Origin of the sequence: Ruania albidiflava DSM 18029 (genome assembly GCF_000421225.1) — a bacterium.
In the GTDB taxonomy this organism is placed as follows: Bacteria; Actinomycetota; Actinomycetes; order Actinomycetales; family Beutenbergiaceae; genus Ruania; species Ruania albidiflava.
Genome location: NZ_ATWL01000005.1, coordinates 208560 through 234328, shown reverse-complemented (window position 1 = coordinate 234328; position 25769 = coordinate 208560). Strand labels below are relative to the sequence as shown.

24 protein-coding genes and 2 rRNA genes are annotated in these 25769 nt (G+C 71.3%); 22 read left to right on the top strand and 4 right to left on the bottom strand.

Annotated elements, in window-relative coordinates; genetic code table 11:
- From K338_RS0108580 to K338_RS21425, 6 genes are all read left to right on the top strand, one after another.
- Positions 1 to 257, top strand: a 23S ribosomal RNA gene (locus K338_RS0108580); the annotation flags it as partial.
- Between the two features lie 149 nt (positions 258 to 406).
- Positions 407 to 524: ribosomal RNA gene (gene rrf / locus K338_RS0108575) — 5S ribosomal RNA — on the top strand.
- Between the two features lie 352 nt (positions 525 to 876).
- Positions 877 to 2094, top strand: coding sequence for a sugar ABC transporter substrate-binding protein (locus tag K338_RS0108570; RefSeq protein ID WP_022917768.1), 1218 nt, complete (start codon positions 877 to 879; stop codon positions 2092 to 2094).
- A 2-nt stretch (positions 2095 to 2096) separates the two neighbouring features.
- On the top strand, positions 2097 to 2888 hold the full coding sequence (locus tag K338_RS0108565; protein WP_022917767.1) for an ATP-binding cassette domain-containing protein: 792 nt from the start codon (positions 2097 to 2099) through the stop codon (positions 2886 to 2888).
- Positions 2885 to 4120 carry a sugar ABC transporter permease gene (locus K338_RS0108560; protein ID WP_022917766.1) on the top strand — a complete coding sequence of 412 codons (1236 nt, stop codon included), beginning with the start codon at positions 2885 to 2887 and terminating at the stop codon, positions 4118 to 4120. The genes K338_RS0108565 and K338_RS0108560 overlap by 4 nt, the downstream gene beginning before the upstream one ends.
- A 179-nt stretch (positions 4121 to 4299) precedes the next feature.
- Positions 4300 to 4974 (top strand): DedA family protein, encoded by a 675-nt coding sequence (locus K338_RS21425; protein ID WP_022917765.1) that lies wholly within the window; start codon positions 4300 to 4302, stop codon positions 4972 to 4974.
- Between the two features lie 46 nt (positions 4975 to 5020).
- On the opposite strand, the gene K338_RS21420 is transcribed toward K338_RS21425, so the two are convergent.
- Both K338_RS21420 and coaA read right to left on the bottom strand, forming a co-directional pair.
- Positions 5021 to 6517, bottom strand: coding sequence for a carboxylesterase/lipase family protein (locus K338_RS21420; protein ID WP_022917764.1), 1497 nt, complete (start codon positions 6515 to 6517; stop codon positions 5021 to 5023).
- Positions 6518 to 6554: 37 nt separating this feature from the next.
- Entirely contained in the window at positions 6555 to 7562 is a 1008-nt protein-coding gene (coaA, locus tag K338_RS0108545; RefSeq protein ID WP_022917763.1) for a type I pantothenate kinase, read from the bottom strand.
- A gap of 159 nt (positions 7563 to 7721) precedes the next feature.
- Between coaA and glmS the strand changes: the two genes are divergently transcribed.
- The 15 genes from glmS to K338_RS25525 all read left to right on the top strand — a co-directional run bounded on the left by glmS (position 7722) and on the right by K338_RS25525 (position 21489).
- Positions 7722 to 9578 (top strand): glutamine--fructose-6-phosphate transaminase (isomerizing), encoded by a 1857-nt coding sequence (glmS, locus tag K338_RS0108540; RefSeq protein WP_022917762.1) that lies wholly within the window; start codon positions 7722 to 7724, stop codon positions 9576 to 9578.
- A gap of 9 nt (positions 9579 to 9587) precedes the next feature.
- A complete protein-coding gene (locus K338_RS0108535; protein ID WP_022917761.1) occupies positions 9588 to 9938 on the top strand; it encodes a holo-ACP synthase in 351 nt (116 codons plus the stop codon).
- Positions 9939 to 9955: 17 nt separating this feature from the next.
- Positions 9956 to 11527 carry an NAD(P)H-hydrate epimerase gene (locus K338_RS0108530; RefSeq protein WP_022917760.1) on the top strand — a complete coding sequence of 524 codons (1572 nt, stop codon included), beginning with the start codon at positions 9956 to 9958 and terminating at the stop codon, positions 11525 to 11527.
- Between the two features lie 50 nt (positions 11528 to 11577).
- Complete coding sequence (gene alr, locus K338_RS0108525; protein ID WP_022917759.1) at positions 11578 to 12717, top strand: alanine racemase; 1140 nt, start codon at positions 11578 to 11580, stop codon at positions 12715 to 12717.
- Entirely contained in the window at positions 12714 to 13268 is a 555-nt protein-coding gene (gene tsaE, locus K338_RS0108520; protein ID WP_022917758.1) for a tRNA (adenosine(37)-N6)-threonylcarbamoyltransferase complex ATPase subunit type 1 TsaE, read from the top strand. Before alr ends, tsaE begins: the two co-directional genes overlap by 4 nt.
- Before the next feature lie 5 nt (positions 13269 to 13273).
- The gene (tsaB, locus tag K338_RS0108515) at positions 13274 to 14011 is read left to right on the top strand and encodes a tRNA (adenosine(37)-N6)-threonylcarbamoyltransferase complex dimerization subunit type 1 TsaB (RefSeq protein ID WP_245542925.1); all 738 of its coding nucleotides are present in this window, start codon (positions 13274 to 13276) and stop codon (positions 14009 to 14011) included.
- Positions 14008 to 14493: a ribosomal protein S18-alanine N-acetyltransferase gene (gene rimI / locus K338_RS21415; RefSeq protein ID WP_022917756.1), complete on the top strand. Its 486-nt coding sequence runs from the start codon at positions 14008 to 14010 to the stop codon at positions 14491 to 14493. The genes tsaB and rimI overlap by 4 nt, the downstream gene beginning before the upstream one ends.
- Before the next feature lie 6 nt (positions 14494 to 14499).
- Entirely contained in the window at positions 14500 to 15498 is a 999-nt protein-coding gene (locus K338_RS21410) for a sulfurtransferase (RefSeq protein ID WP_022917755.1), read from the top strand.
- Positions 15499 to 15508: 10 nt separating this feature from the next.
- The gene (gene tsaD, locus K338_RS0108500) at positions 15509 to 16573 is read left to right on the top strand and encodes a tRNA (adenosine(37)-N6)-threonylcarbamoyltransferase complex transferase subunit TsaD (RefSeq protein ID WP_022917754.1); all 1065 of its coding nucleotides are present in this window, start codon (positions 15509 to 15511) and stop codon (positions 16571 to 16573) included.
- Positions 16570 to 18219 carry a glycoside hydrolase family 3 protein gene (locus K338_RS21405; protein WP_022917753.1) on the top strand — a complete coding sequence of 550 codons (1650 nt, stop codon included), beginning with the start codon at positions 16570 to 16572 and terminating at the stop codon, positions 18217 to 18219. Before tsaD ends, K338_RS21405 begins: the two co-directional genes overlap by 4 nt.
- A gap of 27 nt (positions 18220 to 18246) precedes the next feature.
- On the top strand, positions 18247 to 18762 hold the full coding sequence (locus K338_RS0108490; RefSeq protein ID WP_022917752.1) for a gluconokinase: 516 nt from the start codon (positions 18247 to 18249) through the stop codon (positions 18760 to 18762).
- A 248-nt stretch (positions 18763 to 19010) separates the two neighbouring features.
- Positions 19011 to 19952, top strand: a complete 942-nt coding sequence (locus K338_RS26160; RefSeq protein ID WP_245542924.1) for a hypothetical protein — start codon at positions 19011 to 19013, stop codon at positions 19950 to 19952.
- 3 nt (positions 19953 to 19955) lie between these two features.
- The gene (locus tag K338_RS0108480) at positions 19956 to 20300 is read left to right on the top strand and encodes a PadR family transcriptional regulator (protein WP_022917750.1); all 345 of its coding nucleotides are present in this window, start codon (positions 19956 to 19958) and stop codon (positions 20298 to 20300) included.
- Positions 20297 to 20959, top strand: a complete 663-nt coding sequence (locus K338_RS0108475; protein WP_022917749.1) for an HAAS signaling domain-containing protein — start codon at positions 20297 to 20299, stop codon at positions 20957 to 20959. Before K338_RS0108480 ends, K338_RS0108475 begins: the two co-directional genes overlap by 4 nt.
- On the top strand, positions 20956 to 21489 hold the full coding sequence (locus K338_RS25525; protein WP_022917748.1) for an HAAS signaling domain-containing protein: 534 nt from the start codon (positions 20956 to 20958) through the stop codon (positions 21487 to 21489). The genes K338_RS0108475 and K338_RS25525 overlap by 4 nt, the downstream gene beginning before the upstream one ends.
- Positions 21490 to 21580: 91 nt before the next feature.
- Here K338_RS25525 and K338_RS0108465 read toward each other — a convergent pair whose 3' ends face one another.
- Positions 21581 to 22729, bottom strand: coding sequence for a glutamate--cysteine ligase (locus K338_RS0108465; protein ID WP_027286606.1), 1149 nt, complete (start codon positions 22727 to 22729; stop codon positions 21581 to 21583).
- A 53-nt stretch (positions 22730 to 22782) separates the two neighbouring features.
- The gene (locus tag K338_RS0108460) at positions 22783 to 23979 is read right to left on the bottom strand and encodes a THUMP-like domain-containing protein (RefSeq protein ID WP_022917746.1); all 1197 of its coding nucleotides are present in this window, start codon (positions 23977 to 23979) and stop codon (positions 22783 to 22785) included.
- Between the two features lie 89 nt (positions 23980 to 24068).
- On the opposite strand from K338_RS0108460, the gene K338_RS21400 reads away from it, so the two are divergent.
- Positions 24069 to 25685 carry a PrsW family intramembrane metalloprotease gene (locus K338_RS21400; protein WP_157612322.1) on the top strand — a complete coding sequence of 539 codons (1617 nt, stop codon included), beginning with the start codon at positions 24069 to 24071 and terminating at the stop codon, positions 25683 to 25685.
- Positions 25686 to 25769 lie beyond the last annotated feature (84 nt).

Below are 25769 nucleotides of genomic sequence, written 5' to 3'. Positions count from 1 at the left end.
GTCCCTAGTACGAGAGGACCGGGACGGACCAACCTCTGGTGTGCCAGTTGTTCCGCCAGGAGCACGGCTGGTTAGCTACGTTGGGAAGGGATAACCGCTGAAAGCATCTAAGCGGGAAGCCTGCTTCAAGATGAGATTTCCTAGAGGACCTTGTGCCTCGAGAGGCTCCCAGCTAGAACACTGGGTTGATAGGCCGGATGTGGAAGCACAGCAATGTGTCCAGCTGACCGGTACTAATACGCCGAAGACTTAACCACACCCCCCCCTTCTTTTGTGGGGGGAATGAAACCAAACCCGTGCGCGTCCACTGTGCGGTTCCCGAGATACCGGCAACCACCACCCCCCACCCCCCACACATTCCCCGGGGGGCAGACCCGGGGGCCGGGGTTTGATATCTCCATAAAGTTACGGCGGTCATAGCGAGGCGGGAAACGCCCGGTCCCATCCCGAACCCGGAAGCTAAGCCCCTCAGCGCCGATGGTACTGCGACCGCGAGGTCGTGGGAGAGTAGGACACCGCCGGACCACACATCCCAGTCAAGCCACCCCCACCAGGGTGGCTTGACTGCGTTAACCCGCCGGCTCCCGACTCCCGAGTGTGGCAACGGGTGGTCGTGCGTCGTCGAACGAGGTGCAGCCTCCGCAGGAGGGCGTCTAGCACCGCGGTCTGGCTCGGCGAACGTTCGGGCAGTCGTAGAGCCCAGGCGCGGACGTGGCCTCGCGTAGCGGCCGGCATCGCGCCATCAACGCTGCCACCTGCCGAATTCCAGGAGCGAACTTAGACTGAAATGGTCGGTAAGCGTCGGTCTACTGACCGACCCACCTACGGGCGCGCACATCGCAGGACAGCGATGCGGGACAGCGAAGGAGCAAAGAGATGACCCGGCGCAAGACCCTAGAAGCACTGACCTCGCTGGCAGCGATCAGCTTGTTGCTGACGGCCTGCGGATCCTCCACGAGCTCGGGCGATCAGTCCGACGGTGCGCAGAGCGCAGGCGGGGGAGAGGGACCCCAGGTGGACGCTACTGCGTTCACCGCAGACTTCTCCGTGATGAAGCAGCTCACCGATCTCGCGGCACAAGGTGACGGCCTGATCGGCGTGCTGCTGCCAGACACCACCACCTCAACGCGGTACGTGCAGTACGACGAGCCCTACCTCACTCAAGCGTTCGAAGCAGCGGGCCTGAGCTCGGACCAGTTCAAGATCGACAACGCCGACGGCAGCGCCGCGACGATGCAGACCCAGGCCGAGGCAGACATCAATGCCGGTGCATCGGTGCTGCTGGTCGATCCTCTCGATGCGGGCAGCGGAGCCGCCATCGAGGCCCAGGCGGAGGCAGCCGGGGTGGCGGTCATCGACTATGACCGGCTCGTCACCGGAGGGCCCGAAGACAGGTACTACGTGAGCTTCGACAACGTGAAGGTCGGCGAGCTGATGGGCCAGGGCCTGACCCAGTGCATCGATGACTGGAACGTCTCCGACCCGAACGTGCTCATCATGGACGGTGACCCGACCGACAACAACGCCACGTTGTTCAACCAGGGCTACATGAGCGTGCTGCAGCCGTTGTTCGACGACGGCACGTACACGAAGGCCGGCGAGCCGGCAGGTACCTGGGATCCGGATGAGGCGTCCACCACGTTCCAGCAGCAGCTGACCGCGCACCCGGACATGAACGCGGCGATCACCCCGAACGACGACAACGCCAACGCCGTGATCTCGATCCTCAAGGGCAATGGTGTGGACCCGAAGACCTTCCCGACCACGGGGCAGGACGCGTCGCTGCCGGGTCTGCAGAACATCCTCACCGGGTACCAGTGCGGCACGGTGTACAAGCCGATCTACCTGGAGGCGCAGGCGGCAGCAGCCCTGGCCATCTACCTGCGTGCCGGCGTCACCCCTCCGGACACGTTGGTGAACGACACGACCACGGACACCACGCTGGATGCGGACATCCCCTCGGTGTACGTCACGCCGATCTGGGTCACGACCGACAACATGGCGGACACTGTGGTGGCTGACCAGACGGTCACCGTCGACGACCTGTGCTCCGGAGACGTCGCCTCCGCCTGCGACGCCGCCGGGATCAGCTGACCGTGCCGGCCACACGGGGCGCAGCCACCGCGGCCGACACCCAGACCCTCCTGCGACTGACCGGGGTGTCCAAGGCGTTCGGTCCCGTGCAGGCGCTCACCGATGTCCGCCTCGATGTCCCGGCCGGCGCGGTCACCGCGCTGGTCGGGGACAACGGCGCGGGCAAGTCGACGCTGATCAAGTGCATCTCCGGTATCAGCCCGCCAGATGCCGGCACGATCGCCTGGAAAGGACGAGAGGTTCGTATCGACAGCCCGACTGTGGCCAACGACCTCGGCATCCAGACCGTCTACCAGGACCTCGCCCTGTGCGACAACCTCGACATCGTGCAGAACATGTTCCTCGGCAGGGAACGGCTCCGACGGGGTCAGCTCAACGAGCTGTCGATGGAACAGGCCGCGGCCCAGACCCTCAGTGAGCTGGCCGTCACCACAGTGCGCTCGGTCCGCCAGCTGGTCGCCTCCCTCTCCGGCGGTCAGCGACAGTCCGTGGCGATCGCCAAGGCCGTCCTCTGGCAGTCCGAGCTGGTGATCATGGACGAACCGACGGCTGCCCTCGGCGTGGCACAGACCAGGATGGTCCTGGACCTGGTGCGGACCCTCGTCGAGCGTGGTCAGGCGGTGCTGCTCGTCTCGCACAACCTGCTCGACGTGTTCGAGGTCGCCGACCGGATCGCTGTGATGCGGCAGGGACGCCTCGTCGACGTGCGCCCCACGGCCCGCACCAACCAGGCCATCGTCGTCGACCTGATGACCACGGGGGAGACCAGCCGCAGCGTGGAGCAGGCAACATGAGCACGCACGCCGCACCAGCACGCCCCGAGGACCATGACGCGCTCGGCGTGCGGGAGTACCTGCACCTCGTCTGGCAGCGGATCCGAGGAGGTGAGACTGGGATCCTGCCCGTCCTCGGCGGCTTCATCCTCGTCTCGATCATCTTCCAGGTCCTCGACCAGCAGTACCTCACCGCCGGGAACCTGATCAATCTCCTGGTGCAGTCCGCCGTCTTCATGCTCCTGGGCATGGCCGAGGTGCTGGTCCTGCTGCTCGGGGAGATCGACCTCTCGGTGGGCTTCGTCGCGGGCGTCTCCGCAGTGGTGCTCGCCTGGCTGGCGCAACCACAGGTGGGCTGGCCGTGGTGGGCCACCATCCTCGCCGCTCTCGTCGTCACCGCCCTGATCGGGCTGCTGCAGGGCAGCCTCGTCACTCGGATCGGGTTGCCGTCTTTCGTGGTCACCCTCGGCGGCCTGCTGTTCTGGAACGGGGTGATGCTCTTCGTGCTCGGCAACGGTGGCGCCATCCTCATCCGTGACGACGTGCTGGTCCAGATCTCCTCCGGCACCCTGAGCCGGCCGGTCGGCTGGGTCGTCATGATCGTCCTGGTCGCCCTCTGGGCCGCGTTGATGTGGCGCCGGGACGCGCGGCGCCGCACCTCCAGCCTGCCCGCACCACCACTGGCGCTGACCATCACCAAGATCGTCGCCGCCTTCGCTGGTGGTGCCGGTCTGATCCTCCTGGCCAACGCCGACCGCGGCATCCGTGCCCCGGTGTACGGGCTGCCGTGGGTGGTGCTCGTGGTGCTCGCCGTGCTGCTGGTCTGGAGCTTTCTGCTGGGGCGTCGTCGTTTCGGGGTGTACGTCTATGCCGTCGGCGGCAACGCTGAGGCCGCCCGCAGGGCCGGGATCAACCTCGCCCGCATCCGCACCGCCGGTTTCGTGCTCTGCTCGTTGACCGCTGGTATCGCCGGGATCGTCTACGCCTCCCGGCTGCGCTCCATCTCCACCTCGATGGACGGCGGCACCCTCGTGCTGTACGCGGTGGCCGCCGCGGTCATCGGTGGGACGAGCCTGTTCGGTGGTCGGGGCAAGGCGATCCACGGCGTGCTCGGCGGTGTGGTCATCGCCGCCATCAACAACGGTATGGGCCTGCTCGGCTTCAGCGCCGCCGCCAAGTACGTCGTCACCGCTGTCGTGCTGGTCGTGGCGGTCACGATCGATGCCCTCGCTCGGCGCCGTCAGTCCGGGTGAGCACCCGCGCAGCACGGCCGTGTCCCACGGTGCGTGTCCGTCCGTGCCCGCCCCAACCAGCCGACCAGGAGAAGGCCGCGCCCTGTGACGATCTCGAGAAAGGATCAGGGAGATCCCGGATTCCGGTTGAGGGGCAGTCCCTCTAGCGTGGGAGACTGAGGCAGACGCGAGGAGCGCATGTGTTCGCAGCAGTAATCGAGACCATCCTGGCCATGGCGGCATCGCCATGGGTGCTGGCCGTACTCTTCGCCTGCTGTGTGATCGACGGCTTCTTCCCGCCGATCCCCAGCGAGTCCCTGGTGATCGCCCTGACCAGCCTGGCGATCAGCCACGAGGCACCGCACATCGCCTGGATCGGGTTGGTCGCAGCCCTGGGCGCCTTCGTCGGGGACAACATCGCCTACCTGATCGGCACGAAGCTGCCGATCCACCGGTTTCGGATTTTCCGCAGCCACCGTGGCAAGAAGACCCTCGCCTGGGCCGAGCAGACCCTCGCCCGCCGCGGTGCCGTGTTCATCCTCGCCGCCCGGTACGTGCCCGTCGGGCGGGTGGCGGTGAACATGGGCGCCGGAGCCGTCGGCTACCCCTACCGCCGGTTCGTCCTGGTCGCTGGTATCGCTGCCGTGATGTGGTCCGGGTACTCGATCCTGCTCGGGGTCAGCGCCGGCGCATTCCTGCACGACCACCCGATCATCGGCGTCCTGGTGGGTGTCGTCGTCGGAGTGGTCATCGGAGTCATCGTGGACTACATCGTCCGCAAGATCCTCGGCCGCAAGGGCCTCACCCCGGAGGAGACCATGCACACCGACTACCCGATCGCCGGGCAGCCGGAGGAGCTGGAGCACAGCTCCTGAGCCGCTTGCCGGCCCGCCCGGTCAGCAACGCCCACCACGGTGCGGCTCAGGTCGCCGCCGCAGGCTCGGGGGCCAGCTGCTGCACCGCGATCCGCTCGAACCGGTACGGGTCCCGGCCCACCCAGGACGGCGTGTCCCACACCTTCGCCACCGGTTCGGTCGAGGTGAACACCGGCCAGCCCGCCCGTCCTTCGCGCACCAGCTGCACCACCGCACCGTGCAGCTCCTCAGCGAGGGCCACCGGCGGGTCCTCCCCAGCGATCCGCGCCACCCGGTCCACGCCGAGCCGCTGCCACGCGAACGGCAGGTCCACGCAGTGCACGGCGCGGTCGGTCACCGGGGAACGCCAGCGGAAGTCCCACAACCATGCTGGGCTGCCAGCCGCTGCCCGCGCCTGCGCCACCTGCACCGCCGGCATCCGGAACACCCGGTCGGTGACCGCCTGGCCGAGCAGCTCGGCAGGGGAGAAGTCCGGGTAGGCGCGCGGGTAGGCCCGAGCCAGCACCGGCGGCACCCCCAGCCCCATCAGCACTGCACCGGCCACCCCGGAAGCCAGGTACCGCTCCACCACTGCGGTGATCCGGTTGAACTCGTGGCTGGTGGTGCCCAGCAGCAACGGGACGTCGCCGCCCGCCCCACCAGCGATCGCCGCCACCGGGTCGTCCGGGAGCACCTCATCACCGATCACCGGACCGAAGTCGGTGATCGGGTCCCGGCCGGCGAGCACCTGGTGCAAGTCCCGCACCGCCGAGACCAGGTCGGCGCCCTCGCGGGCCCGTTCGGCCGCCACCACCTGCTCGCGCGGCACGTCCCGCCAGCCTGCCACGGTGTGCTCCACCCCGACCGTCCGCGCCATCTCCGCCCCCACCCTGCGGGCACGGGCCAGCGGGATGTCCGGCAGCGGCCCGGAATGGCACACCACGGACCGGAACAGCCCACGGGCCACAGGGGAGACCAGCAGCGCCAGCACTGCGCTGCCCCCTGCGCTCTGCCCGCCGATCGTCACCTGGTCCGGGTCGCCGCCGAAGCCGGCGATGTTCTGCGCCACCCACTGCAGGGCAGCGATCACGTCCCGCAGCGCCCGGTTGCCCGGCGCCCCGGGCACGTCGCCGTACCCCTCGAACCCCAACCGATAGGTGATCGCCACGGTGACCACACCGTGCCCGGCGAAAGAATCGCCGTCGAACCATGCCCCACCGGGCGACCCGCCCACGAAGCCGCCCCCGTGCACCCATACGTGCACCGGCAGCCGGGCAGCCGGATCCAGCGTCGGGGTGAACACGTTCAGGTTGAGCACCTCGTCCCCCGGCACGACCGGCTCCGGGATCGAGTAGGTGTCCCCGGTCGGTCCCAGGCTCGGGGTCGGCCCGTTCGCCAGCGCGTCGCGCACCCCGTCCCAGCCCGGGTGCGGGGCCGGCGCCTGGAACCGCAGCTCCCCGACCGGTGCGGCCGCGTACGGGATGCCGCGGAAGGCTATCGAGCGCTCCCGCCGCACCCCGCGCACCCGGCCGGACGTCGTATCTGCGACCACGGTCTCGGTCATCGGTACCCTGCCCCTCCTCACGCCGTGCGGGCCTGGCTCAGATCTTACGGAGCAGGAACCGGCTCAGCCGGTGGTCGGCCTCCTTGCGCAGCACCAGCGTCGCCCGGCCCCGGGTGGGCAGCACGTTCTCCACCAGGTTCGGCTCGTTGATCGTCGCCCAGATCTGGCTCGCCCGGTCCCGCGCCTGCTCGTCGTCCAACGATGCATACCGGTGGAAGTAGGAACGCTCGTCCGCGAACGCCGTCTGCCGCAGGTCCAGGAACCGGTCGATGTACCACTGCCGGATGTGCTCGGTCGCCGCATCGATGTAGATGGAGAAGTCGAAGAAGTCGCTGACGGCGAGGGACGGCTCTCCCATCGCGCTCACCCGGGCCGGGGCGAGCACGTTCAACCCCTCCACGATCAGCACCTCCGGGCTGTGCACCTCGATGCGCCGGTCGGGCACGATGTCGTAGGTCAGATGGGAGTACACCGGCGCGGTGGCCAGCTGTGCACCCGACTTCACCTGGGCGAGGAAGTCCAGCAGCGCGCGCCGGTCGTAGGACTCCGGGAAGCCCTTGCGCTCCATCAGCCCGCGCCGTTCCAGCTCGGCGTTCGGCAGCAGGAACCCGTCGGTGGTGACCAGCTCCACCCGCGGGGTCTCCGGCCAGCGGCGCAACATCTCCCGCAGCACCCGGGAGGCGGTGGACTTGCCCACCGCCACCGACCCGGCCACCCCGATCACGAACGGGGTGCGGTGCGCCCGCTCGGACAGGAACGTGGCCGTGGTGGCCCGCAGCCGTTGCGAGGCCGCCACGTACAAGGTCAGTAGCCGGGACAGCGGCCGGTAGGCGGTGTCCACCTCGGCCAGGTCGATCGGGTCCCCCAACCCGCGCAGGTTCTCCACGTCGTCAGCGGTCAGCGGCAACGGGGTGGAGGCGGACAACCGGCTCCACGCCTGGCGGTCGAACTCGATGAACGGGCTCGGCGCCGAACCCAGCTCCGGCGGGCGCGCGGGATCGCTGGCTCGGTCCGCGGCGGTCGAGGCGGCATCGGAAGGAAGCACGGGCCCTACTCTTCCATCCCTAGGCCCTGACCATGCACGACGCGCCTTGCACGTGCACCGGAGCAGCCCGACCGGTGCGCGGGATCACAGCACCCCGGCGCGCACCAGCACGGCCGCCGCACGCGCGCAGTGGCCCCGGCGGCCGTTACGCTGGGCGCCATGTGCGGAATCGTCGGATACGTCGGGCCAGCCACGCCCGGGCCACGCCCTCTTCAGGTCGCCATGGAAGGGTTGAGCAGGCTCGAGTACCGCGGCTACGACTCCGCCGGGGTCGCAGTAGCCACCCCCGGCGGCCTCGCCTCGGCGAAGAAGGCCGGCAAGCTCGCCAACCTGGTCGCCGAGCTCGAGGAGAACCCGCTGGCCGACGGCACCGCTTCGATCGGGCACACCCGGTGGGCCACCCACGGCGCACCGACCGACCTGAACGCCCACCCGCACCTGGCCGACGACGGCCGGCTCGCGGTGATCCACAACGGCATCATCGAGAACTTCCACGCCCTGCGGGCCGAGCTCGCCGGTGCCGGGGTGACCTTCCGCTCCGAGACCGACACCGAGGTGGTCGCCCACCTGCTCGCCCGCGCCTACACCGAGACCGGCGACCTGACCGCCGCGATGCTGACCACCACCCGTCAGCTCGAGGGTGCTTTCACGCTGCTCGCCCTGCACGCCGAGGAGCCCGGCACCGTCGTCGGTGCCCGGCGTAACTCCCCGCTGGTGATCGGCCTCGGTGAGGGGGAGAACTTCCTCGGTTCGGACGTCGCCGCGTTCATCTCCGGCACCCGGCAGGCCCTGGAGATCGGCCAGGACCAGGTGGTCACCATCACCGCCGACGACGTACGCATCGTGGACGCCGAAGGGTCACCTGTCCAGGGGCAGCCGTACACGGTCGACTGGGATGCGGCGGCCGCGGTCAAGGACGGCTACCCCACGTTCATGGCCAAGGAGATCCACGACCAGCCCAAGGCGGTCGCAGACACCCTGCTGGGTCGGCACGACGACGCCGGCAACCTCATCCTGGACGAGCTGCGGGTGGACGAGGCGGTGCTGCGCGGCGTGGACAAGATCATCGTCGTCGCGTGCGGCACCGCCGCCTACGCCGGGCACGTGGCCAAGTACGCCGTGGAGCACTGGTGCCGCATCCCGGTGGAGGTCGAGCTCGCCCACGAGTTCCGCTACCGCGACCCGGTCGTCTCGGAGAAGACCCTGGTGGTGGCCATCTCGCAGTCCGGGGAGACGATGGACACCATCATGGCGATCCGGCACGCCCGGGAGCAGGGCGCCAAGGTGCTCGCCATCGTCAACACCCATGGTTCCACCATCGCCCGGGAGTCCGACGCCGTGCTGTACACGCACGCCGGACCGGAGGTGGCCGTGGCCTCCACGAAGGCGTTCCTCGCCCAGATCACCGCCTGCTACCTGCTCGGCCTGTACCTGGCGCAGCTGCGCGGGTACAAGTACGTTGAGGAGGTCGCCGACTACCTGGCCGAGCTGGGCCAGCTGCCGGCCAAGATCCAGCAGGTGCTCGATGCCGAGGACCAGGTCACCGCTGTGGCCGAGGAGATGAAGGACACCGCCTCGGTGCTGTTCCTCGGCCGGCACGTGGGCTACCCGGTGGCCCTCGAGGGTGCGCTGAAGCTCAAAGAGCTCGCCTACATCCACGCCGAGGGGTTCGCCGCCGGGGAGCTCAAGCACGGCCCGATCGCGCTCATCGAACCCGGTCAGGCGGTGTTCGTGATCGTGCCCACCCCGCGCCGGCCCACGCTGCACAACAAGGTGGTCTCCAACATCCAGGAGATCCGCGCCCGCGGCGCCCGCACCCTGGTGATCGCCGAGGAGGGCGACGACTCGGTGGACGAGTTCGCCGAGGTCGTCTTCCGCGTGCCGCGCACCCCCACCCTGATGATGCCGCTGGTGACCGTGGTGCCGCTGCAGATCTTCGCCTGCGCGCTCGCCGGCGCCAAGGGCCTGGACGTGGACCAGCCGCGCAACCTGGCCAAGTCGGTCACCGTCGAGTAGGCAGGTCGCATGATCGTCGGGGTCGGGATCGACGTGGTGGAGGTGGCCCGCTTCCTGGCCACCCTCGAGCGTGCGCCCGGTCTGCGCACCCGGCTGTTCACCGCACCGGAACGGGACCTGCCGCCGGCCTCGCTGGCGGCCCGGTTCGCCGCCAAGGAAGCGATCGCCAAGGCCCTCGGCGCGCCGGTCGGGCTGCGCTGGCAGGACGCCACCGTGCGGCGCGTGGCCGGTGGCGCGCCGACCGTCGAGCTCACCGGTACGGTGGCCGCTGCTGCCGAGGCCGCCGGAGTGCGCCGCTGGCACCTGTCCATCTCCCACGACGCCGGCATCGCCTCGGCCGTCGCAGTCGCCGAGGGCTGAGAGCAGAGAGGCAGACCATGACCATCCACGGCTACGACGCCGCAGCGGTCCGCGCCGCCGAGGCCCCAGCGCTCGCCGCCGGCCGGCCGCTGATGCGCTGGGCCGCCCAGCAGGTGGCCGCCACCGTGCGGAAGGTGCTCGCCGACGCCAGGGTGGCGCTGCGCACCGCCCGGGTGCTGGTGCTCGTGGGTGGCGGCAACAACGGCGGGGACGGGCTGCACGCAGCCGCCGACCTGGCCGAGCGCGGTGTGGCCGTCACCGCGGTGCTCGCCCGCGAGGAGGTGCACTCCGGCGGGTTGGACCGCGCGCGGGCAGCCGGTGTGCGGCTGGTGCCGGTCACCACCGGTGCGGACCTCACCAGCGGCGTCTGGCAGCAGGTGGCCCGTACGGCGCACGTGTGGGTGGACGCCCTCGCCGGTATCGGTGTGCACGGCGGGCTGCGCGGACACACTGCCGACCTGGTCGCCGCGCTCACCGAGCTGCGTACCGAGACCGGCCCGGCCGCGCCGCGCGACCCGGGACTGCCGGCCGGCCCGGTCGTGGTCGCCGTCGACACCCCGTCTGGTATCGGCGCAGACACCGGCCGCCTCGAGGGGCCGTTCCTGGCCGCCGACCACACGGTCACCATGGGCGCCGCCAAGGCCAGCCTGCTGCTGCCGCCCGCCGCCCTGCACTGCGGCACGACGCACATCGTCGACCTCGGCCTGGCCGACGCCTTCGCTGCCCAGCACCCGCTGGTCACCCGGCTGCAGGACCACGACGTCGCCACCGACTGGCCGGTCCCGGCCGTCACCGACCACAAGTACACCCGTGGTGTGCTCGGTGTGGTCGCCGGCTCCCCGCACTACCCGGGCGCCGGGGTGCTGACCACCGGTGCGGCCGTGGCCGCCGGCTGCGGCATGGTCCGCTACCAGGGCGCCAACCCGGTGGCCGAGCGGGTGCTGGACCACTACCCGGAGGTCGTGACCGCGGCCGGCCGGGTGCAGGCGCTGGTGCTCGGCCCGGGCGTCGCCGGGCAGAACGAGACCGCCCGGATGGAGCAGGCGCTGCTCACCGCCATCGACACCGCACCCCGGGAGGAACCGCCCACAGTGGTCTGGGACGCCGGAGCGTTCGCGCTGCTGCCCCGGATGGGCTGGGCGCTGCGGGACACCCCGAGCGTGCTCACCCCGCACGCCGGTGAGCTCGCCGCGCTGCTGGCGGACTACGACGAGCAGGTGGATCGCGCCGCGGTGGAGGCCGACCCGGCCGGCTGGGCCACGCACGCTGCCGAGCTCACCGGGGCGGTGGTGCTGCTCAAAGGTCCGGTCACGATCATCGCCCAGCCCGACGGTGCCGTGCTCAGCCAGGCGGACGGCACGCCGTGGCTGGCCACGGCGGGTTCGGGCGACGTGCTCGCCGGGATCCTCGGAGCGCTCGCGGCCACCTCGGCCGCCCCGCTCGGCCGGGTGGCCGCCGCTGCCGCCCTGCTGCACGGCCGGGCCGCACAGCACGCCGGTGGGCCGCTGGGCGCCCACCACCTGCTGGCGGCGATCCCCGCCACAGTTGCCGACCTCCTGACAACGTCAAGAGCAGTCGGGCACCGGTGACCGGTTCCGAGTGACACTGTCGGCGCCAGCCTGTTTGGCACACTAGGAGGGTGACCTACTACCCGGCGCGCGCCGTCGTCGATCTGGACGCGATCAGTGCGAACGTGACCAGGTTGGCGGAGATCGCTCGCACCGCCCAGGTGATGGCTGTGGTCAAGGGCGACGGCTACGGGCACGGGCTGCTGCCCGCTGCCCGGGCTGCGCTGCGTGGCGGTGCGACCTGGCTCGGCGCCGCACAGCTGTCCGAGGCGCTCGCCCTGCGTGAGGCCGGGATCACCGCCCCGATCCTCACCTGGCTCTACGCTCCCGGCGCCCCACTTGCGCAGGTGCTGCGCGCCGGGATCGACGTGTCCGTGCCCGCCCCGTGGGCGCTGACCGAGGTGGCCGCTGCCGCCCGTGCCACCGGCACCACTGCCCGCGTGCACCTGAAGGTGGACACCGGACTGGGCCGTGGCGGCTCGTTCCTGGAGGACTGGACCGCGATGCTCGCCGACGCGATGGCCCTGCAGGCTGGCGGCGTGCTGTCCGTGGTCGGCGTCTGGTCCCACCTGGCCCGCGCCGACGAGCTGGACCACCCCAGCGTGCGCGACCAGCTGGACGTGTTCGCCGAAGCCGTCCGCCGCGCCGAGAACGCTGGTGCCGCGCTGGAGGTGCGGCACCTGGCCAACTCCGCCGGCACGCTCGCCGTACCGGACGCACACTACGACCTGGTCCGCCCCGGTATCGCCGCCTACGGGCTGTCCCCGATGCCGGGCACCCGCCCCTCGGACGACGTCGGCCTGGTGCCGGCGATGCGGCTGGAGGCCAACGTGCACCTGGTCAAGGACGCCGCCGCCGGGCAGGGTGTCTCCTACGGGCACACCTACACCACCGCCACGGACACCAGCCTCGCGGTGATCCCGCTCGGGTACGCCGACGGCATCCCCCGGCACGCCGGCAACACGGCGCCAGTGTTCCTCGGCGGCCGCCGGCACCAGATCGCCGGGCGGGTGTGCATGGACCAGTTCGTGCTGGACATCGGCCGCGGCTCCGGGGTGCATGCCGGGGACGTGGCCGTGCTGTTCGGCTCCGGCGCCGAGGGAGAGCCCACGGCACAGGACTGGGCCGAGGCCGCCGGCACCATCAGCTACGAGATCGTCACCCGGCTAGGCACACGCGTGCCGCGGGTGTACCGGGGAGAGGGCGGATGACCAGACCCAGCACCGAGCACCCCGCACCGGCCGGCACCGAGCCCGCCGGCACCAGCCACGACGTGGAGGTGCTGCTGCCCGACGCTGCCGCCACCACCGCGCTGGGCGCGCGCCTGGCCGGGGTGCTTCGCGCCGGGGACCTGGTGATCCTCACCGGGGAGCTCGGCGCCGGCAAGACCACCCTCACCCAGGGCCTGGGCACAGCGCTGGGCGTGCGCGGGCGGGTGTCCTCCCCGACGTTCATCATCGCCCGCGAGCATGCCCCGACTCACGCCGGACCAGCACTCATCCACGTCGACGCCTACCGGCTCACCTCCCTGGCCGAGGTGGACTCGCTGGACCTGGACAGCTCCATGGACGAGGCGGTCACCGTGGTGGAGTGGGGTGCCGACCTGGTCGAGCAGCTCGCCCAGGACCGCCTGGAGATCACCCTGGAACGCCCCCGCGGCAGCACCGACCCCCGCGCCCCAGAACCACCACGCAGGGCCGTGCTGCACCCGGTGGGGGAGCGCTGGGCGGAGGTGGACCTGGCCGCTGTGGTTCTAGAGTGACTGCTGTGACCGAGTCCCTGACGCTGTGCCTGGACACCTCGCACGGGGTGGCCGTCGCCCTGCTGCGCGACGGGGCAGAGGTCGCCGCTGCCCGCAGCGACGAGACCCGCCGGCACGTAGAGACCCTCACCCCGCTGATCACCGACTGCCTGCAGCGCAGCGGCGCGACACCCGCGGACGTGACCGAGGTGGCCGTGGGCACCGGGCCCGCCCCGTTCACCGGGCTGCGGGTCGGTCTGGTCACCGCCCGCACCTTCGCCGCCGCCCGCCGCATCCCCGTCTACGGGGTGAGCTCGCTGGAGGCGATCGCCGCCGACGCCGCCGAGGTGGGTGCGGAGGTGCTGGTGGCCACCGACGCCCGCCGCCGGGAGGTGTACTGGGGCCGGTACCGGGTGACCGAGACCGGGGTGGAGACCGTCGCTGGCCCGGGTGTGGCCACCGCGGCCGACGTCGCGGCCGAACACGCCGACCTGGTGACCGCCGAGCGGGTGGTCGGCAAGGGAGTGGGGCTCTACCCCGAGGCGCTGGCACCCGCAGCCCGCTCCGACCAGCCGGAGAGCGGCTCCCGGGTGGTGACCACCGACCAGCGAACGCCCGCTCCGGCGGCCCGGGTGGTGGATGCTGCCACCGTGGGCCGACTGGCCCGGGCGCGCTCCGCCGTCGGGCTGGAACAACCGACCCAGGCGCTGTACCTGCGCACCCCGGACATCGCTCCACCCAGCGGGCGGAAACGCGCCTCATGAGCACGTTGCGGGCGATGGAGCCGCAGGACCTGGACGAGGTGCTCGCGCTCGAACCGGAGCTCTTCGGCGCCGGAGCGTGGTCCCGCGGGGTGTACGAGGAAGAGATCACCCGGGCGGACCGGTACTACGTGGTGGTCACCGATCCGGCGGTGATCGGCTACGCCGGCTTGGCGCTGGGCACCGAGGCCACGGTGATGACCATCGGTGTGGCCGCCGGCCACCGGCGGCACGGGCACGGGCGCACCATGCTCGCCGCCCTGTTGGACAAGGCCTGGGTCACCGGGGCAGAGTCGGTGTTCCTGGAGGTGCGTGCGCACGACGACGGAGCGCAGGCGTTGTACACGTCGTTCGGTTTCGCTCCCCTCGGCGTGCGCCGCGGGTACTACCAACCGGAAGGGGCCGATGCGCTGGTGATGCGGCTGGTGCTGCGGCCCCCGACCCCCGGCCCGGGCCCGGTCGGGGCCGAGGCCATCGAGGAGTGAGAAGACGTGGATGCTGACAAGGCCCGTGCCTCGGTGCTGATCACCGCCGAGGAGCTGCAGGACCTGCTCGCCGCCGACACCCCGGTGCTGCTGGACGTGCGCTGGTCGCTCGCCGAGCCGGACGGGCACAAGTTCTACGTGGCCGGCCACATCCCGGGCGCCCAGTTCGTGGACCTGGACGCCGACCTGGCCGGACCGCCGACCGCCGCGGCCGGACGGCACCCGCTGCCCAGCCTGGACCAGCTGCAGGCCGCCGCCCGCCGCTGGGGCATCGACGAGGGCGACACGGTGGTGGTCTACGACGACTCCGGCGGCACCGCCGCTGCCCGCGCCTGGTGGCTGCTGCGCTGGGGTGGGCTGACCGACGTGCGCCTCCTGGACGGTGGGCTGGCCGCGTGGAGCGAGATCGGCGGCATCCTCGAGGACGGCGACGTGTCCGTGGCGCCCGGGAACGTCACCTTGCGGGAGGGGCACATGCCGGTAGCCGACGCTGACGAGGCCGGCCGCGTGGGTGCCGGCCGACTGGCTGCCGACCAGGCCGTAGCCACCGGCCCGGACGGTGACCCCGCGGCCGCCGGCGAACCGGCCGACGCCGACGAGCAGAAGAAGGGTGTGCTGCTGGATGCCCGAGCCGTGGAGCGCTACTCGGGCGCCGAGGAGCCGGTCGACGCGCGCGCCGGGCACATCCCCGGTGCGGTCAGCGCCCCCACCAGCGAGAACCTCGACCCGGCCGCGAAGTTCCGGCCCGCGAGAGAGCTGCAGGAGAAGTACGCCCGGCTCGGGGTAGGTGCCGATGCCGACGTGGTCGTCTACTGCGGCTCCGGGGTGACCGCTGCGCACGAGGTCGCCGCCCTGGAGTCGATCGGGGTGCGCGCCCGCCTCTACCCGGGTTCCTTCTCCCAGTGGGCCGCTGATGACGCCCGCCCGGTGGCCACCGGGCTGCAGCCGCCCCGGCCGGACACGGGCGGCTCGGAGTCAGGCGGACGAGCGTCCGGGACGGCGTAGGCTGGTGGCCATGGCGCCCGAGTCCGACTCCTCCCCGTTGGTGCTGGGCATCGAGACCTCCTGCGACGAGACCGGGATCGCCCTGGTGCGCGGGCACGAGCTGCTCGTGGACGTGACCGCCTCCTCGATGGACGACCACGCCCGGTTCGGTGGGATCGTGCCCGAGGTGGCCAGCCGCGCCCACCTGGAAGCCTTCGGCCCCACCCTGGCTGCCGCCACCGAGCGAGCCGGGGTGGACCTGGTGGACGTGGACGCCGTCGCAGTGACCGCCGGTCCCGGACTGGTCGGCTCGCTCACCGTGGGGGTCGGGGCCGCCAAAGCGCTTGCCCTCGCTCTCGGCGTGCCGCTGTACGGGGTGAACCACATCCTCGGGCACGTGGCCGTGGACATGCTCGTGGACGGCCCGTTCCCGGAGGAGTTCCTCGCCCTGGTGGTCTCCGGCGGGCACTCCAGCCTGCTGCACGTACGAGACATCGCCACCGATGTGCTCGAGCTCGGCCAGACGCTCGACGACGCCGCCGGGGAGGCCTTCGACAAGGTGGGCCGGCTGCTCGGGCTGCCCTACCCCGGCGGCCCGCACGTGGACCGCCTCGCCCAGACCGGCGACCGGGAGGCGTTCGCCTTCCCCCGCGGGCTCAGCCGCCGCAAGGACCTGGCCGAGCACGCCTACGACTTCTCCTTCTCCGGGCTGAAGACCGCCGTGGCCCGCGTGGTGGAGGGTTACGAGGACGCGGATGAGGAGGTGCCCGCGGCGGACGTCGCCGCCTCCTTCTCCGAGGCGGTGGCCGACGTGCTGGTCACCAAGACGCTGGCCGCGGCGACCAGCCGCGGGGTCGACACCGTGGTGGTCGGTGGCGGCTTCTCCGCCAACAGCCGCCTGCGTGAGCTGGCCGCCGAACGATTCGCCGCAGCCGGGGTCAGCGTGCGCATCCCGCCGATCCGGTACTGCACCGACAACGGGGCGATGATCGCCGCACTCGGCTCAGCAGTGGTCGCCGCCGGGCTGCCCCCCTCTGACCTGGACATCACCATCGACTCCGGGATGCCACTCACCCGCGTCCTCGCCGTGGCATGACCAGAGGGGGCAGGCACCGCACGGCGCTGGCCGCACTGCTGCTCGGAGCGCTCACGCTGACCGCCTGCACCGGCACCGGAGGCGATCCCACCGCCACACCGGAGACCACTGCGCCCTCCTCTGCCACCGCCACCCCGGAGCCGCTGCCCTGGGGGCCGACCGAGCCCGAGGTGCAGGCCGCGATCGAGACCGCAGCCACCATGTCTCCGGAAGCGGTCGCGGGGCAGGTGATCCTCGGCCGCTATCCCGGTACCGACCCGGCGGCCGCGGCCCAGGAGCTGAGCCGACACCAGCTCGGCGGGCTGGTGCTCTTCGGGGAGAACGTGCGCACCCTGGAGCAGGTGCAGGCCACCGCCGAAGCAGTCCAAGCAGCCCAGACCGAGCTGGGCCGGTCCTGGCCGGCGATCTTCGCCGTCGACAACGAAGGTGGACCGGTGCAGCGGCTGAGCGCCCGGACCGGGCCGTGGACCTCCTTCCCGGAGTTCATGGCCAACGGCGCCGCCAACGACGAGGACGTGACCCGTGGCGCGGCGGAGGCGATGGCGATCGAGCTGCGCGCCAGCGGGCTGAACTTCAACTTCGCGCCGGTGGCGGACGTGACCGTCGGCGCTGACGATGCTGCCATCGGCACCCGCTCCGCCGGGGACGACCCGCAGCTGGTGGCCGATGTGGTCTCAGCTGCGGTGCAGGGCTTCACCGACGGCGGGGTCCTCTCCAGCGTCAAGCACTTCCCCGGGCACGGGTCGCTGCAGGTGGACTCGCACGAGGGCCTGCCCGAGCAGCACACCAGTGGCCGCGAGCTGGCCCGTCGGGACCTGGTGCCGTTCCAGGCCGGGATCGAGGCCGGGGCCGCCACGGTGATGGTCGGGCACATCGCCGTGGATGCCTGGGACCCGGGTGTGCCCGCGTCGCTGTCGCCGGCCGCGTACTCTCACCTGCGTGAGGACCTCGGTTTCACCGGGGTGGCCATCACCGACGGGCTGGACATGGGTGCGGTGACCGAGGGGTCCTCCCCGGGTGAGATCGCGGTACAGGCGCTGGCCGCCGGTGCCGACCTGCTGCTCGGACCCACGGACGCCGGTGCAGCCCAGCAGGGCATCGTGGATGCGCTCGCCGACGGCAGCCTGGGTCGGGAGCGGCTGGACCAGGCAGCCGGCCGGGTGATCGCGATGATGCGCTGGCAGGCACAGGCCGCCGAGGCCACCGGACCCGTCGCCGCCGACGAGGCCGGTTCAGGCGCTGACGCCTCCCTGGCGCTCAGCCGGGCAGCGATCACCCAGGTGTCCGGCGAGTGCGGGGGCGTGCTCGCCGGTCCGCAGATCCACGTACGCGGCGGGTCGACCGAGGACTGGGACGCGTTCGTGGCCGCCGCCGAGGATGCCGGCCTGCAGGTGGTGCCGCTGGAGGAGGACGCCGACACCAACGTGCGGCTGCTGACCGCAGGCAGCCCCACCGGTACCGGGGACGTGGTGATCACCCTGGACGGTCCGTGGCTGCTGCAGGGCCAGGACGCCCCGGTGCTGCTCGCGGCGTTCGGGCACACCTCGGGCACGTTCACCGCGCTCGCGGACGTGCTCGCCGGGCAGGCCGCTGCTCCGGGTACCCTGCCGGTGCAGGTTCGTGGGCTCCCCGCCTCGAGCTGCTGAGCACGGTCGAGGGCAAGGAGCCGGCGGATGGGAACCAGGCATGTCGTGGTGATGGGTGTGTCCGGGTCGGGGAAGACCACGGTGGCCACCGGGATCGCGGCTGCGACCGGGTTCGCCTTCGCCGAGGCGGACGAGTTCCACCCGGCGGCGAACGTGGCGAAGATGGCCGCCGGGCAGCCGCTCACCGATGAGGACCGGTGGCCGTGGCTGGCCGAGCTGGCCCGCTGGATGACCGAGCGGGCGGAAGCGGGGGAGTCCACGGTGATGGCCTGCTCCGCGCTGCGGCGCAGCTACCGGGACGTGCTCCGCTCCGGCCCGCCGTCGGTGGACTTCGTGCTGGTGGACGGGTCCGCCGAGGTGATCCGTGAGCGGATGGCCGCCCGGGAGGGGCACTACATGCCGGTCTCCCTGCTCGACTCCCAGATCGCGACCCTGGAGCCGCTGCAGGCCGACGAGTCCGGGGTGGTGCTGGACGTGGCGCTCACCCCGGGCGAGCTGGTGCGCCAGGCCGTGGCGTGGCTCGGCGGCCCGCCCACCGCCTGACGTGCTGGCGCGTGCGCGCCCCGCGGTCGCGCCAGCTCAGAGGCACCTTCCCGCCCCGGAGGCACCTTCGGACGCTCCCGAACCTCACTCCGTGGCGCGAACCTGCCTCCCAGTGACCAGGGACCAGTGGGGCGGCTCAGGCGTACGACAGCGGTGATCTGGGTATGGTGCGAGGGATGTGTTCTTCGTCACTCCCGGCCAGTCCAGCGACGAGCGCTCGCTGGGTTGCACCGGTTCTGATCCCTGTCGTGGTGGCCCTAGTGGCCGGGGGCACGCTGGCACCGAAGCCGGACGGGGCGCCGTTCACCGCTGTCGTCGGTGCCATCCTCGCCTGGGCTGTGCTGCTGGTGCTGATCACGTGGGCGGTCGGACTCCTGCCGCTGCTGGTACGACGCGTGTCCACTGCCGGCAGCACGACACCTGTGCCACAGCCCGCCAGCAGTGCGGCATCGTGGCACCGGGTGCGGACGGCGCTGATGGTCGTCAGCGTGTTCATACTGCTCACCGCCCTTGCCAGCCGGACACCGCGACTGGCGTTCTTCACCCAGTTCGAGAACAACTGGCAGGGCAAGCTGGTGGACCTGCTCTGGGTGAGCATCCTGTTCGCCATGCTCTGGCGCTGGGCGCGCGACGAGGCGCGCCTGACCTGGCGGATCCGACCCGGAAGCGGGCGCTGGGCACTGATCGTGATCGGAGCGGTGTTCGGCGTCTTCGTGGGTTTGACGCTGCTGGCGGTGGCGACCGACCCGGAGATCCACGAGACGGTCGACGCCGACCAGCTGCTGTACAACACCACGATCCCGAACCTCACCGAGGAACTCATCTGGCGAGCAGCGATGCTCGCCGTGCTGGACCGCGCCTACGGCACGCCGTGGCGCTTGGCCGGGGCTCCGGTCGGGTGGCCTGGTGGTCACCAGCGTGATATTCGGGGTTGTGCACCTGATCCTGCTCAGTCCGAGTGGGGAGTTCTCACTGAACATCGCTGGTGGAATCTTCGCCGCCGTGATGGGTGTGGCGATGGCGTGGATCTGGGCCTATACCCGCAGCGTGTGGCCAGCCTTCCTCTTGCACTGCGCGCCGGAAGTCGCAGTGGACGTCGGGATGATGATCGCCGCTTGACCCGCGGACAAGCGGGCGGGACACCAGTCACCCCTGCGATTGCACTCCCGACCCTCGCCAAGACCTTGTGACGCATGGTACCTGGCGAGGATGCCATCCTGACGAACCTGCGGCGCGGAGTGCTCGAGTACTGCGTGCTCGCCTCGCTGCGCGACGGTGCGTCCTACGGACGGGACATCGCCCGCGGCCTCGCTGCGGACGGCGTGCTGATCGGTGGAGAGGGCACCTTGTACCCGCTGCTGTCCCGCCTGCGCCGGTCCGGGTGGGTGGAGACCAGCTGGCAGGAGTCCAGTGCCGGACCGCCGCGCCGCTACTACACCGTCACCCGTGAGGGGGAACGCGCACTGGAGACCTTCCAGAGCGCCTGGACCCCGTTCCGCACTGCAGTCGACACCGCCTTGGGGGCTGAGGAGCCATGACTGAACCGATCGAACGCACTGCCCGGTACCAGGACGACCTGGCGCGGTTGCTGGCGGCACTGGAGCCGGTGCAGCGGGCCGAGGTGCTCGACGGGGTGCGTGAGCACATCGACGCCGCGCTCGCGGAAGTGGGGCACGCGCCCACCGACGCTGATGTGGACCGCATCCTTGGTGAGCTCGGGTCGCCCGGCATGGTGGTCGAGGCGGCGCTCGCCGAGAGGCCCGCGGCCGAGGGCGCGGCTGGGGTCGGCGCAGCGCCGGCCGGCGGAAGCTGGCGCGAACAGCTGATGGGCCGCTGGGTGCCACCCGTGGCGCTGCTGTTGTTGTTGGTCGGCGGCGCGCTGATGCTCTGGGGCTTCCCGCTGCTGCTGGTGGCTGTCGGGATTGTGATGGTGGTGGCATCGCCCCTCTGGGTCGGACGCGAGCAGCTCTGGGCGGCGATCGCCCTGCCGCTGTGCAGCTCGATGTTCCTTGGGCACATGCTCTTCATGCGATGGCGAGTCTGGTTGGGGCCGTTCACGCCTGCCGACATCATCGGCATCTTCTGCACTGCTGCTGCACTGGTTCTCGTAGCCGTGCTCTGGGTACGGGGCGCCCGGCGCGCCCGGCGGTATCGACGTGATGACCGGTTGGCAGCAGGTCTGGAGCAGGCATCATGACCGAGCCGATCGCACGTACTGCCCGGTACCAGGACGACCTGGCCCGGTTGCTCGCCGCACTGGAGCCGGTGCAGCGGGCCGAGGTGCTCGACGGGGTGCGTGAGCACATCGACGCGGCGCTCGCGGAAGTGGGGCACGCGCCCACCGACGCTGATGTGGACCGCATCCTCGGCCAGCTGGGCTCGCCCGGCATGGTGGCCGAGGCGGCGCTCGCCGAGCGGCCGGGTGTGCAAGTACCGGAGCCGAACGATCGCGTTGGGCCTGCTGGCGGGTCATGGCGGGAGCAGCTGATGGGCCGCTGGGTGCCGCCCACAGCAGTGATCGGGCTGTTCCTGCTCGGATGGTGGGCCTTCAACCCGTACACCTGGATTCCGCTCGCCGTGCCGGTGTTGCTGCTGGTGCTCTCCCAGCTCTGGACCGTTCCGGAGAAGGTGTTCGGTGCACTCGTGCCGCCGGTGGGACTCAGCGTGATGACCATCGGCTACCGCGGCGGCAAGCGCGCCAAGGAGCACGCCCACGCGACCACCTGACCGCCCGACCCACTGACGCCGGGGGTGTGGTTGGCGTCGGAAATTCGCCGAAAACCGACGGTAACCACACCGCCGGCGCTGTGGACGTAGCTCAGGCCGGGTCGAGCGGCCGCCCGGCGCGGAACTCAGCCACCAGGTGCCGCACCACCGCGCCCAGGTCGCCCGGGTGCGCCGCCGCCACCTGCCGCTGCCGCGCAGCCGAACCGCCGGTACGGATGATCTCGTGCACCCCGGCCAGCTCCCGGCTGCACCCCAGGTCCGCGGCAACCGGCGCGAGCTCGTCGACCAGCCGCGACACCGCATCGGTGACCAGCTCCTCGTCCCCGGCCTCGTTCAGGATGATGATCGCCTCCATCCCGTACCGCGCCGAGCGCCACTTGTTCTCCGCCAGGAACCAGGGCGACATCTGTGGCAGCGCCTCACCGGAGTCGATCAGCCGGGAGGCCCGTTCCACCAGGCACTGGGTGAGAGCCGCCACCGCGGACAGCTCCAACCGGTTGGAGATGCCGTCGCAGATGCGCATCTCCAACGTGCCGAACTTCGGTGAGGGGCGCAGGTCCCAGCGGATCTCGTCGAAGTCCTCGATCACGCCGGTGTGCAGCATGTCCCGCACATAGTGCTCCAGCTCGTCCCAGGTGCCGATCGTGGTGAACGGAAGTCCCGCCGTCGGCAGCTGTTGGAAGAGCAGCGCACGGTTGGAGGCGTACCCGGTGTCCCGACCGTCCCAGAACGGTGAGGAGGCGGACAGCGAGAGCAGGTGCGGGTAGTAGGCCAGCAGCGCCCCGAGGATCGGCAGCACCTTCTCCCTGGCCTCGATGCCCACGTGCACGTGCACCCCGTAGATGAGCATCTGCCGGCCCCACCACTGGGTGCGGTCGATCAGCGTGGCGTACCGCTCCTTGTCGGTGACCTTCTGGTTGCCCCAGTGCCCGAACGGGTGCGTGCCCGCGCACAGCAGCTCCACCCGCAGCGGGTCGGTGATGCCCTGGACCATCGCGGCGGCCGCAGCCAGGTCGTCCATCGCCTCCGGCACGGTTGCCCGCGCCCCGGAGACCACCTCCACCGTGTTCAGCAGCAGCTCCTGGCGGATGCTCGGGTGCTGACCCCCACCCGGCGGGGCGACGGCGTCCAGCACCGTCTGGGCGACCTGACGCAGGTCACCGGTGTCGGTGTCCACCAGGGCCAGCTCCCACTCGATGCCCACGCTGGAACGCGGTGAACGGGCGAACTCGATCGTCACGGGCACATCTTTCCACCACCGGGTCGCCGATGGCAGCACCGGCCCGGAGAGTCTCAGAGCCGCTCGACCACGAGCACGCTCTGCTTGCCGCGCAGCCGGGTGAGGATGATCGTGGCGGCGTTCTCGCCCTTGAGGGCGAGCTGCTGGCGCAGCTGGTCCGGTACGACGGCGGTGCCTCGCTTCTTGATCTCCACTCGCCCCACGTTGCGCTCGCGCAGGTAGGCACGCAGCCGCTTCAGGCCGAAGTCGAAGGTGTCCAGCACCCGGAACCCGGTGGCCATCGGGGTCTGGACCGGGGTGTCGGTGCTGATGTAGGCGATCGACGGGTCCAGCAGGGTGCCACCGGTCTGCTCGCACAACCGCGCCACCAAGCCGGCGCGGATCACCGCACCGTCCGGTTCGTACACATAGCGGCCCAGGCGGCCGGTGGGCGCCTGGCCGGCCGGAGCATCTGCGTCCCCGGACCAGGACAGGTGATGGGCGCCGTCATCGGTGAGCAGCAGTGCGCTGCGCCCGGACCCTTCCGGGGCCAGGTCGCCGAACCAGAGTCCGGCCTCCACCACGGCGCCGTCCACGCTCACCCACTGGGCCTGCGTCTCCGAGGGCAGCGCGTGGTAGGGGACGCCGGGACCGACCTTCAGCCCCAGGTTCGGCACGCGTTCGCGCAGCGCCAGCAGCGTGTCCAGGTCGGGGGAGTAGGCGCGCGGGTCGAACACTCGCGACCCGGAACGCGTGCGACGGGCCGGGTCGGCGAACACGGCGTCCACCCCCTCGGCGGCCAGGTCCACCTGGAGCGCATCGGCCAGGCGGACCTGGGCGGTCTCGAAGGCGCGCAGGTTCACCGTGGCCAGCGCTGCGGTCTGCTCGTCCAGCTCGATCGCCAGCACCCGAAGCCCGAGGCCGGCCATCGCCAGGGCGTCCGCGCCCAGGCCGCAGCCCAGGTCGGCGACCAGGGTGGCGCCGGCATCGGCGTACCGCTGCGCGTGCCGGGCCGCCACCGGCAGCCGGGTGGCCTGCTCCAGGCCGGCCTGGGTGAACAGCAGCTCGCTGGCGAACTGGCCGAACTTCTCTTGTGCGCGGGCGCGCAGGCGGCTCTGGGTGAGTGCGGCGGACACCAGGTCCGGGTCCACCCCGCGGGCGCGCAGCCCTTCGGCGAGCTTCAGCGCGGTCTGCTCCTCGTACGGCGGCAGCTGGTTCAGCAGCGTCCAGCCCTCGGGGGAGAGCAGCAGGGAGAGTGCACGGGAGTCCACGTCTCGATCCTCCCACGCATGGCTGGTGGGGAGTTCGGCCCACCGGCGACGCTGCACCGACGGGCACTAAGCCGCTACCGTGACACGCTGTGAGTGCATCTATACCGCCGTCCGACGGTTACTCGGGCCCAGGGGAGCAGCACCGGCCGGAGTATGACCATGCGCAGCAGGGGTACGGCCAGCAGCCGGCAGGCGGGCCGGGCTACGGGGTGCCGCAGACCGTCGGCTATGGACAGCCGCAGGGGCAGCCCTACGCCCAGGCGGCACCCGGGCAGCATCCTGGCACTGCCCAGCAGTACCAGCCGCAGCAGGGGCACCCTGCCTATGCCCAGCCCGGCTATGGCCAGCCGGCAGCGCAACCTGTACAGCCGCACGCGCAGCCGGTCCAGCCGCAACCCGCGCCGCAGCAGGGCTTCGGGCCCGCGCCGGGCTACCAGCCGCCGCCGCAGCAGCCACAACCGCAGCAGGGTTTCGGCCCGGCCCCTGGCTACCAGAGTGCCCCAGCCCCCGGCGGCTACGGCCGGCCCGCCCCTGCGCCGGTGGCGGTCAACCCGCCCTCGGCGCAGTACGCCCCTGCCGCCCAGCAGCCCTGGGGCGCGATCCCGCGGCCGCAGCACCCGAAGCGCCGGGTGGCGCTGGAGATCGTGCTCATCTCCCTCGGCACCCTGGGAGTGCTCACGGTCGTCGGCCTGATGGCTGTGGGCCTGGGCGTCCAGAACGTGATCGTGTCCGGCATCCTTGCCCTGATCCCGCTGCTCATCGTCGGCGCCGCGATCGTGTGGGTGGACCGCTGGGAGCCCGAGCCGCGGCTCACCCTCGCCGCCGCGTTCCTGTGGGGCGGCGGCGTGGCCACGCTGTTCTCGGGCGAGCTGAACGGCGTGGTCGGGTCGACGCTCGGGTCCGCGATCGCACCGACGATGGCGCCCGAGGCCTGGCCGCCCGTGTTCGGCGCCCCCGTGGTGGAGGAGTTCTGGAAGGGCCTGGGCCTGCTGTTCATCTTCCTTCTTCGCCGGCGTCAGTTCAACGGTCCCGTGGACGGGATCGTCTATGCCTCGGTGATCGCCGCCGCGTTCGCGTTCGTGGAGAACATCCAGTACTTCGCTGGCGCAGGCGGAGAGCTTGGCCTGACGTTCTTCGTCCGTGGACTGGCTTCCCCGTTCGGACACCTGATCTACACCGCGTGCATCGGCGTGGCGCTCGGACTGGCGTCCCGGTCCAAGAACAAGTACTCCTGGCTGTGGATGATGCCGATCGGTTATGCCGGTGCGATGCTGCTGCACGCCGCCTGGAACGGCTTCGCCGGGCTGGCCTACACCGTGTTCGACCTCATCATCCTGGTGGTCCTGGTGAACTGGGTGCCGCTGGTGATCTGGGCGATCATCGTGGTGGCACTGCGCCGCAGAGAGACCAGGATCCTCGGCGAACGCCTCGGCGAGTACGTGCCGTCGGGCTGGGTGGTGCCGCAGGAGATCGAGATGCTCACCTCGCTGCAGGGCCGCCGGACGGCGCTGCGCTGGGCGGCCCGTGGCGGCCCGGAGGCGAAGAAGGCGATGAAACAGTTCCAGAAGTCGGCGGTCGCCCTGGCCTACGCGCGCCAAGACCTGCACACCGGACAGGTTCGCCGGCGGGCGCAGCGCGACGAGGTGGCGATCCTCGACCGGATGGGCCAGTCCCGCGCCCGGTTCCGCGCTGCGCTGGGAGCCTAGCCACAGCGAACCTCACCTGGGGGCTTCGGGTCAGCCACGCGCTGCCGCCGATACCTGCTCCGCCCGGTCGACAACGCAGAGCAC

What these genes read in the sequence shown, in the direction of transcription:
- K338_RS0108570 (WP_022917768.1), top strand. Translation starts at nt 877, where the DNA reads ATGACCCGGCGCAAGACCCTAGAAGCACTGACCTCGCTGGCAGCGATC.
- K338_RS0108560 (WP_022917766.1), top strand. Translation starts at nt 2,885, where the DNA reads ATGAGCACGCACGCCGCACCAGCACGCCCCGAGGACCATGACGCGCTC.
- K338_RS21420 (WP_022917764.1), bottom strand. Translation starts at nt 6,517, where the DNA reads ATGACCGAGACCGTGGTCGCAGATACGACGTCCGGCCGGGTGCGCGGG.
- glmS (WP_022917762.1), top strand. Translation starts at nt 7,722, where the DNA reads ATGTGCGGAATCGTCGGATACGTCGGGCCAGCCACGCCCGGGCCACGC.
- K338_RS0108535 (WP_022917761.1), top strand. Translation starts at nt 9,588, where the DNA reads ATGATCGTCGGGGTCGGGATCGACGTGGTGGAGGTGGCCCGCTTCCTG.
- K338_RS0108530 (WP_022917760.1), top strand. Translation starts at nt 9,956, where the DNA reads ATGACCATCCACGGCTACGACGCCGCAGCGGTCCGCGCCGCCGAGGCC.
- tsaE (WP_022917758.1), top strand. Translation starts at nt 12,714, where the DNA reads ATGACCAGACCCAGCACCGAGCACCCCGCACCGGCCGGCACCGAGCCC.
- rimI (WP_022917756.1), top strand. Translation starts at nt 14,008, where the DNA reads ATGAGCACGTTGCGGGCGATGGAGCCGCAGGACCTGGACGAGGTGCTC.
- tsaD (WP_022917754.1), top strand. Translation starts at nt 15,509, where the DNA reads ATGGCGCCCGAGTCCGACTCCTCCCCGTTGGTGCTGGGCATCGAGACC.
- K338_RS21405 (WP_022917753.1), top strand. Translation starts at nt 16,570, where the DNA reads ATGACCAGAGGGGGCAGGCACCGCACGGCGCTGGCCGCACTGCTGCTC.
- K338_RS0108490 (WP_022917752.1), top strand. Translation starts at nt 18,247, where the DNA reads ATGGGAACCAGGCATGTCGTGGTGATGGGTGTGTCCGGGTCGGGGAAG.
- K338_RS0108480 (WP_022917750.1), top strand. Translation starts at nt 19,956, where the DNA reads ATGGTACCTGGCGAGGATGCCATCCTGACGAACCTGCGGCGCGGAGTG.
- K338_RS0108475 (WP_022917749.1), top strand. Translation starts at nt 20,297, where the DNA reads ATGACTGAACCGATCGAACGCACTGCCCGGTACCAGGACGACCTGGCG.
- K338_RS25525 (WP_022917748.1), top strand. Translation starts at nt 20,956, where the DNA reads ATGACCGAGCCGATCGCACGTACTGCCCGGTACCAGGACGACCTGGCC.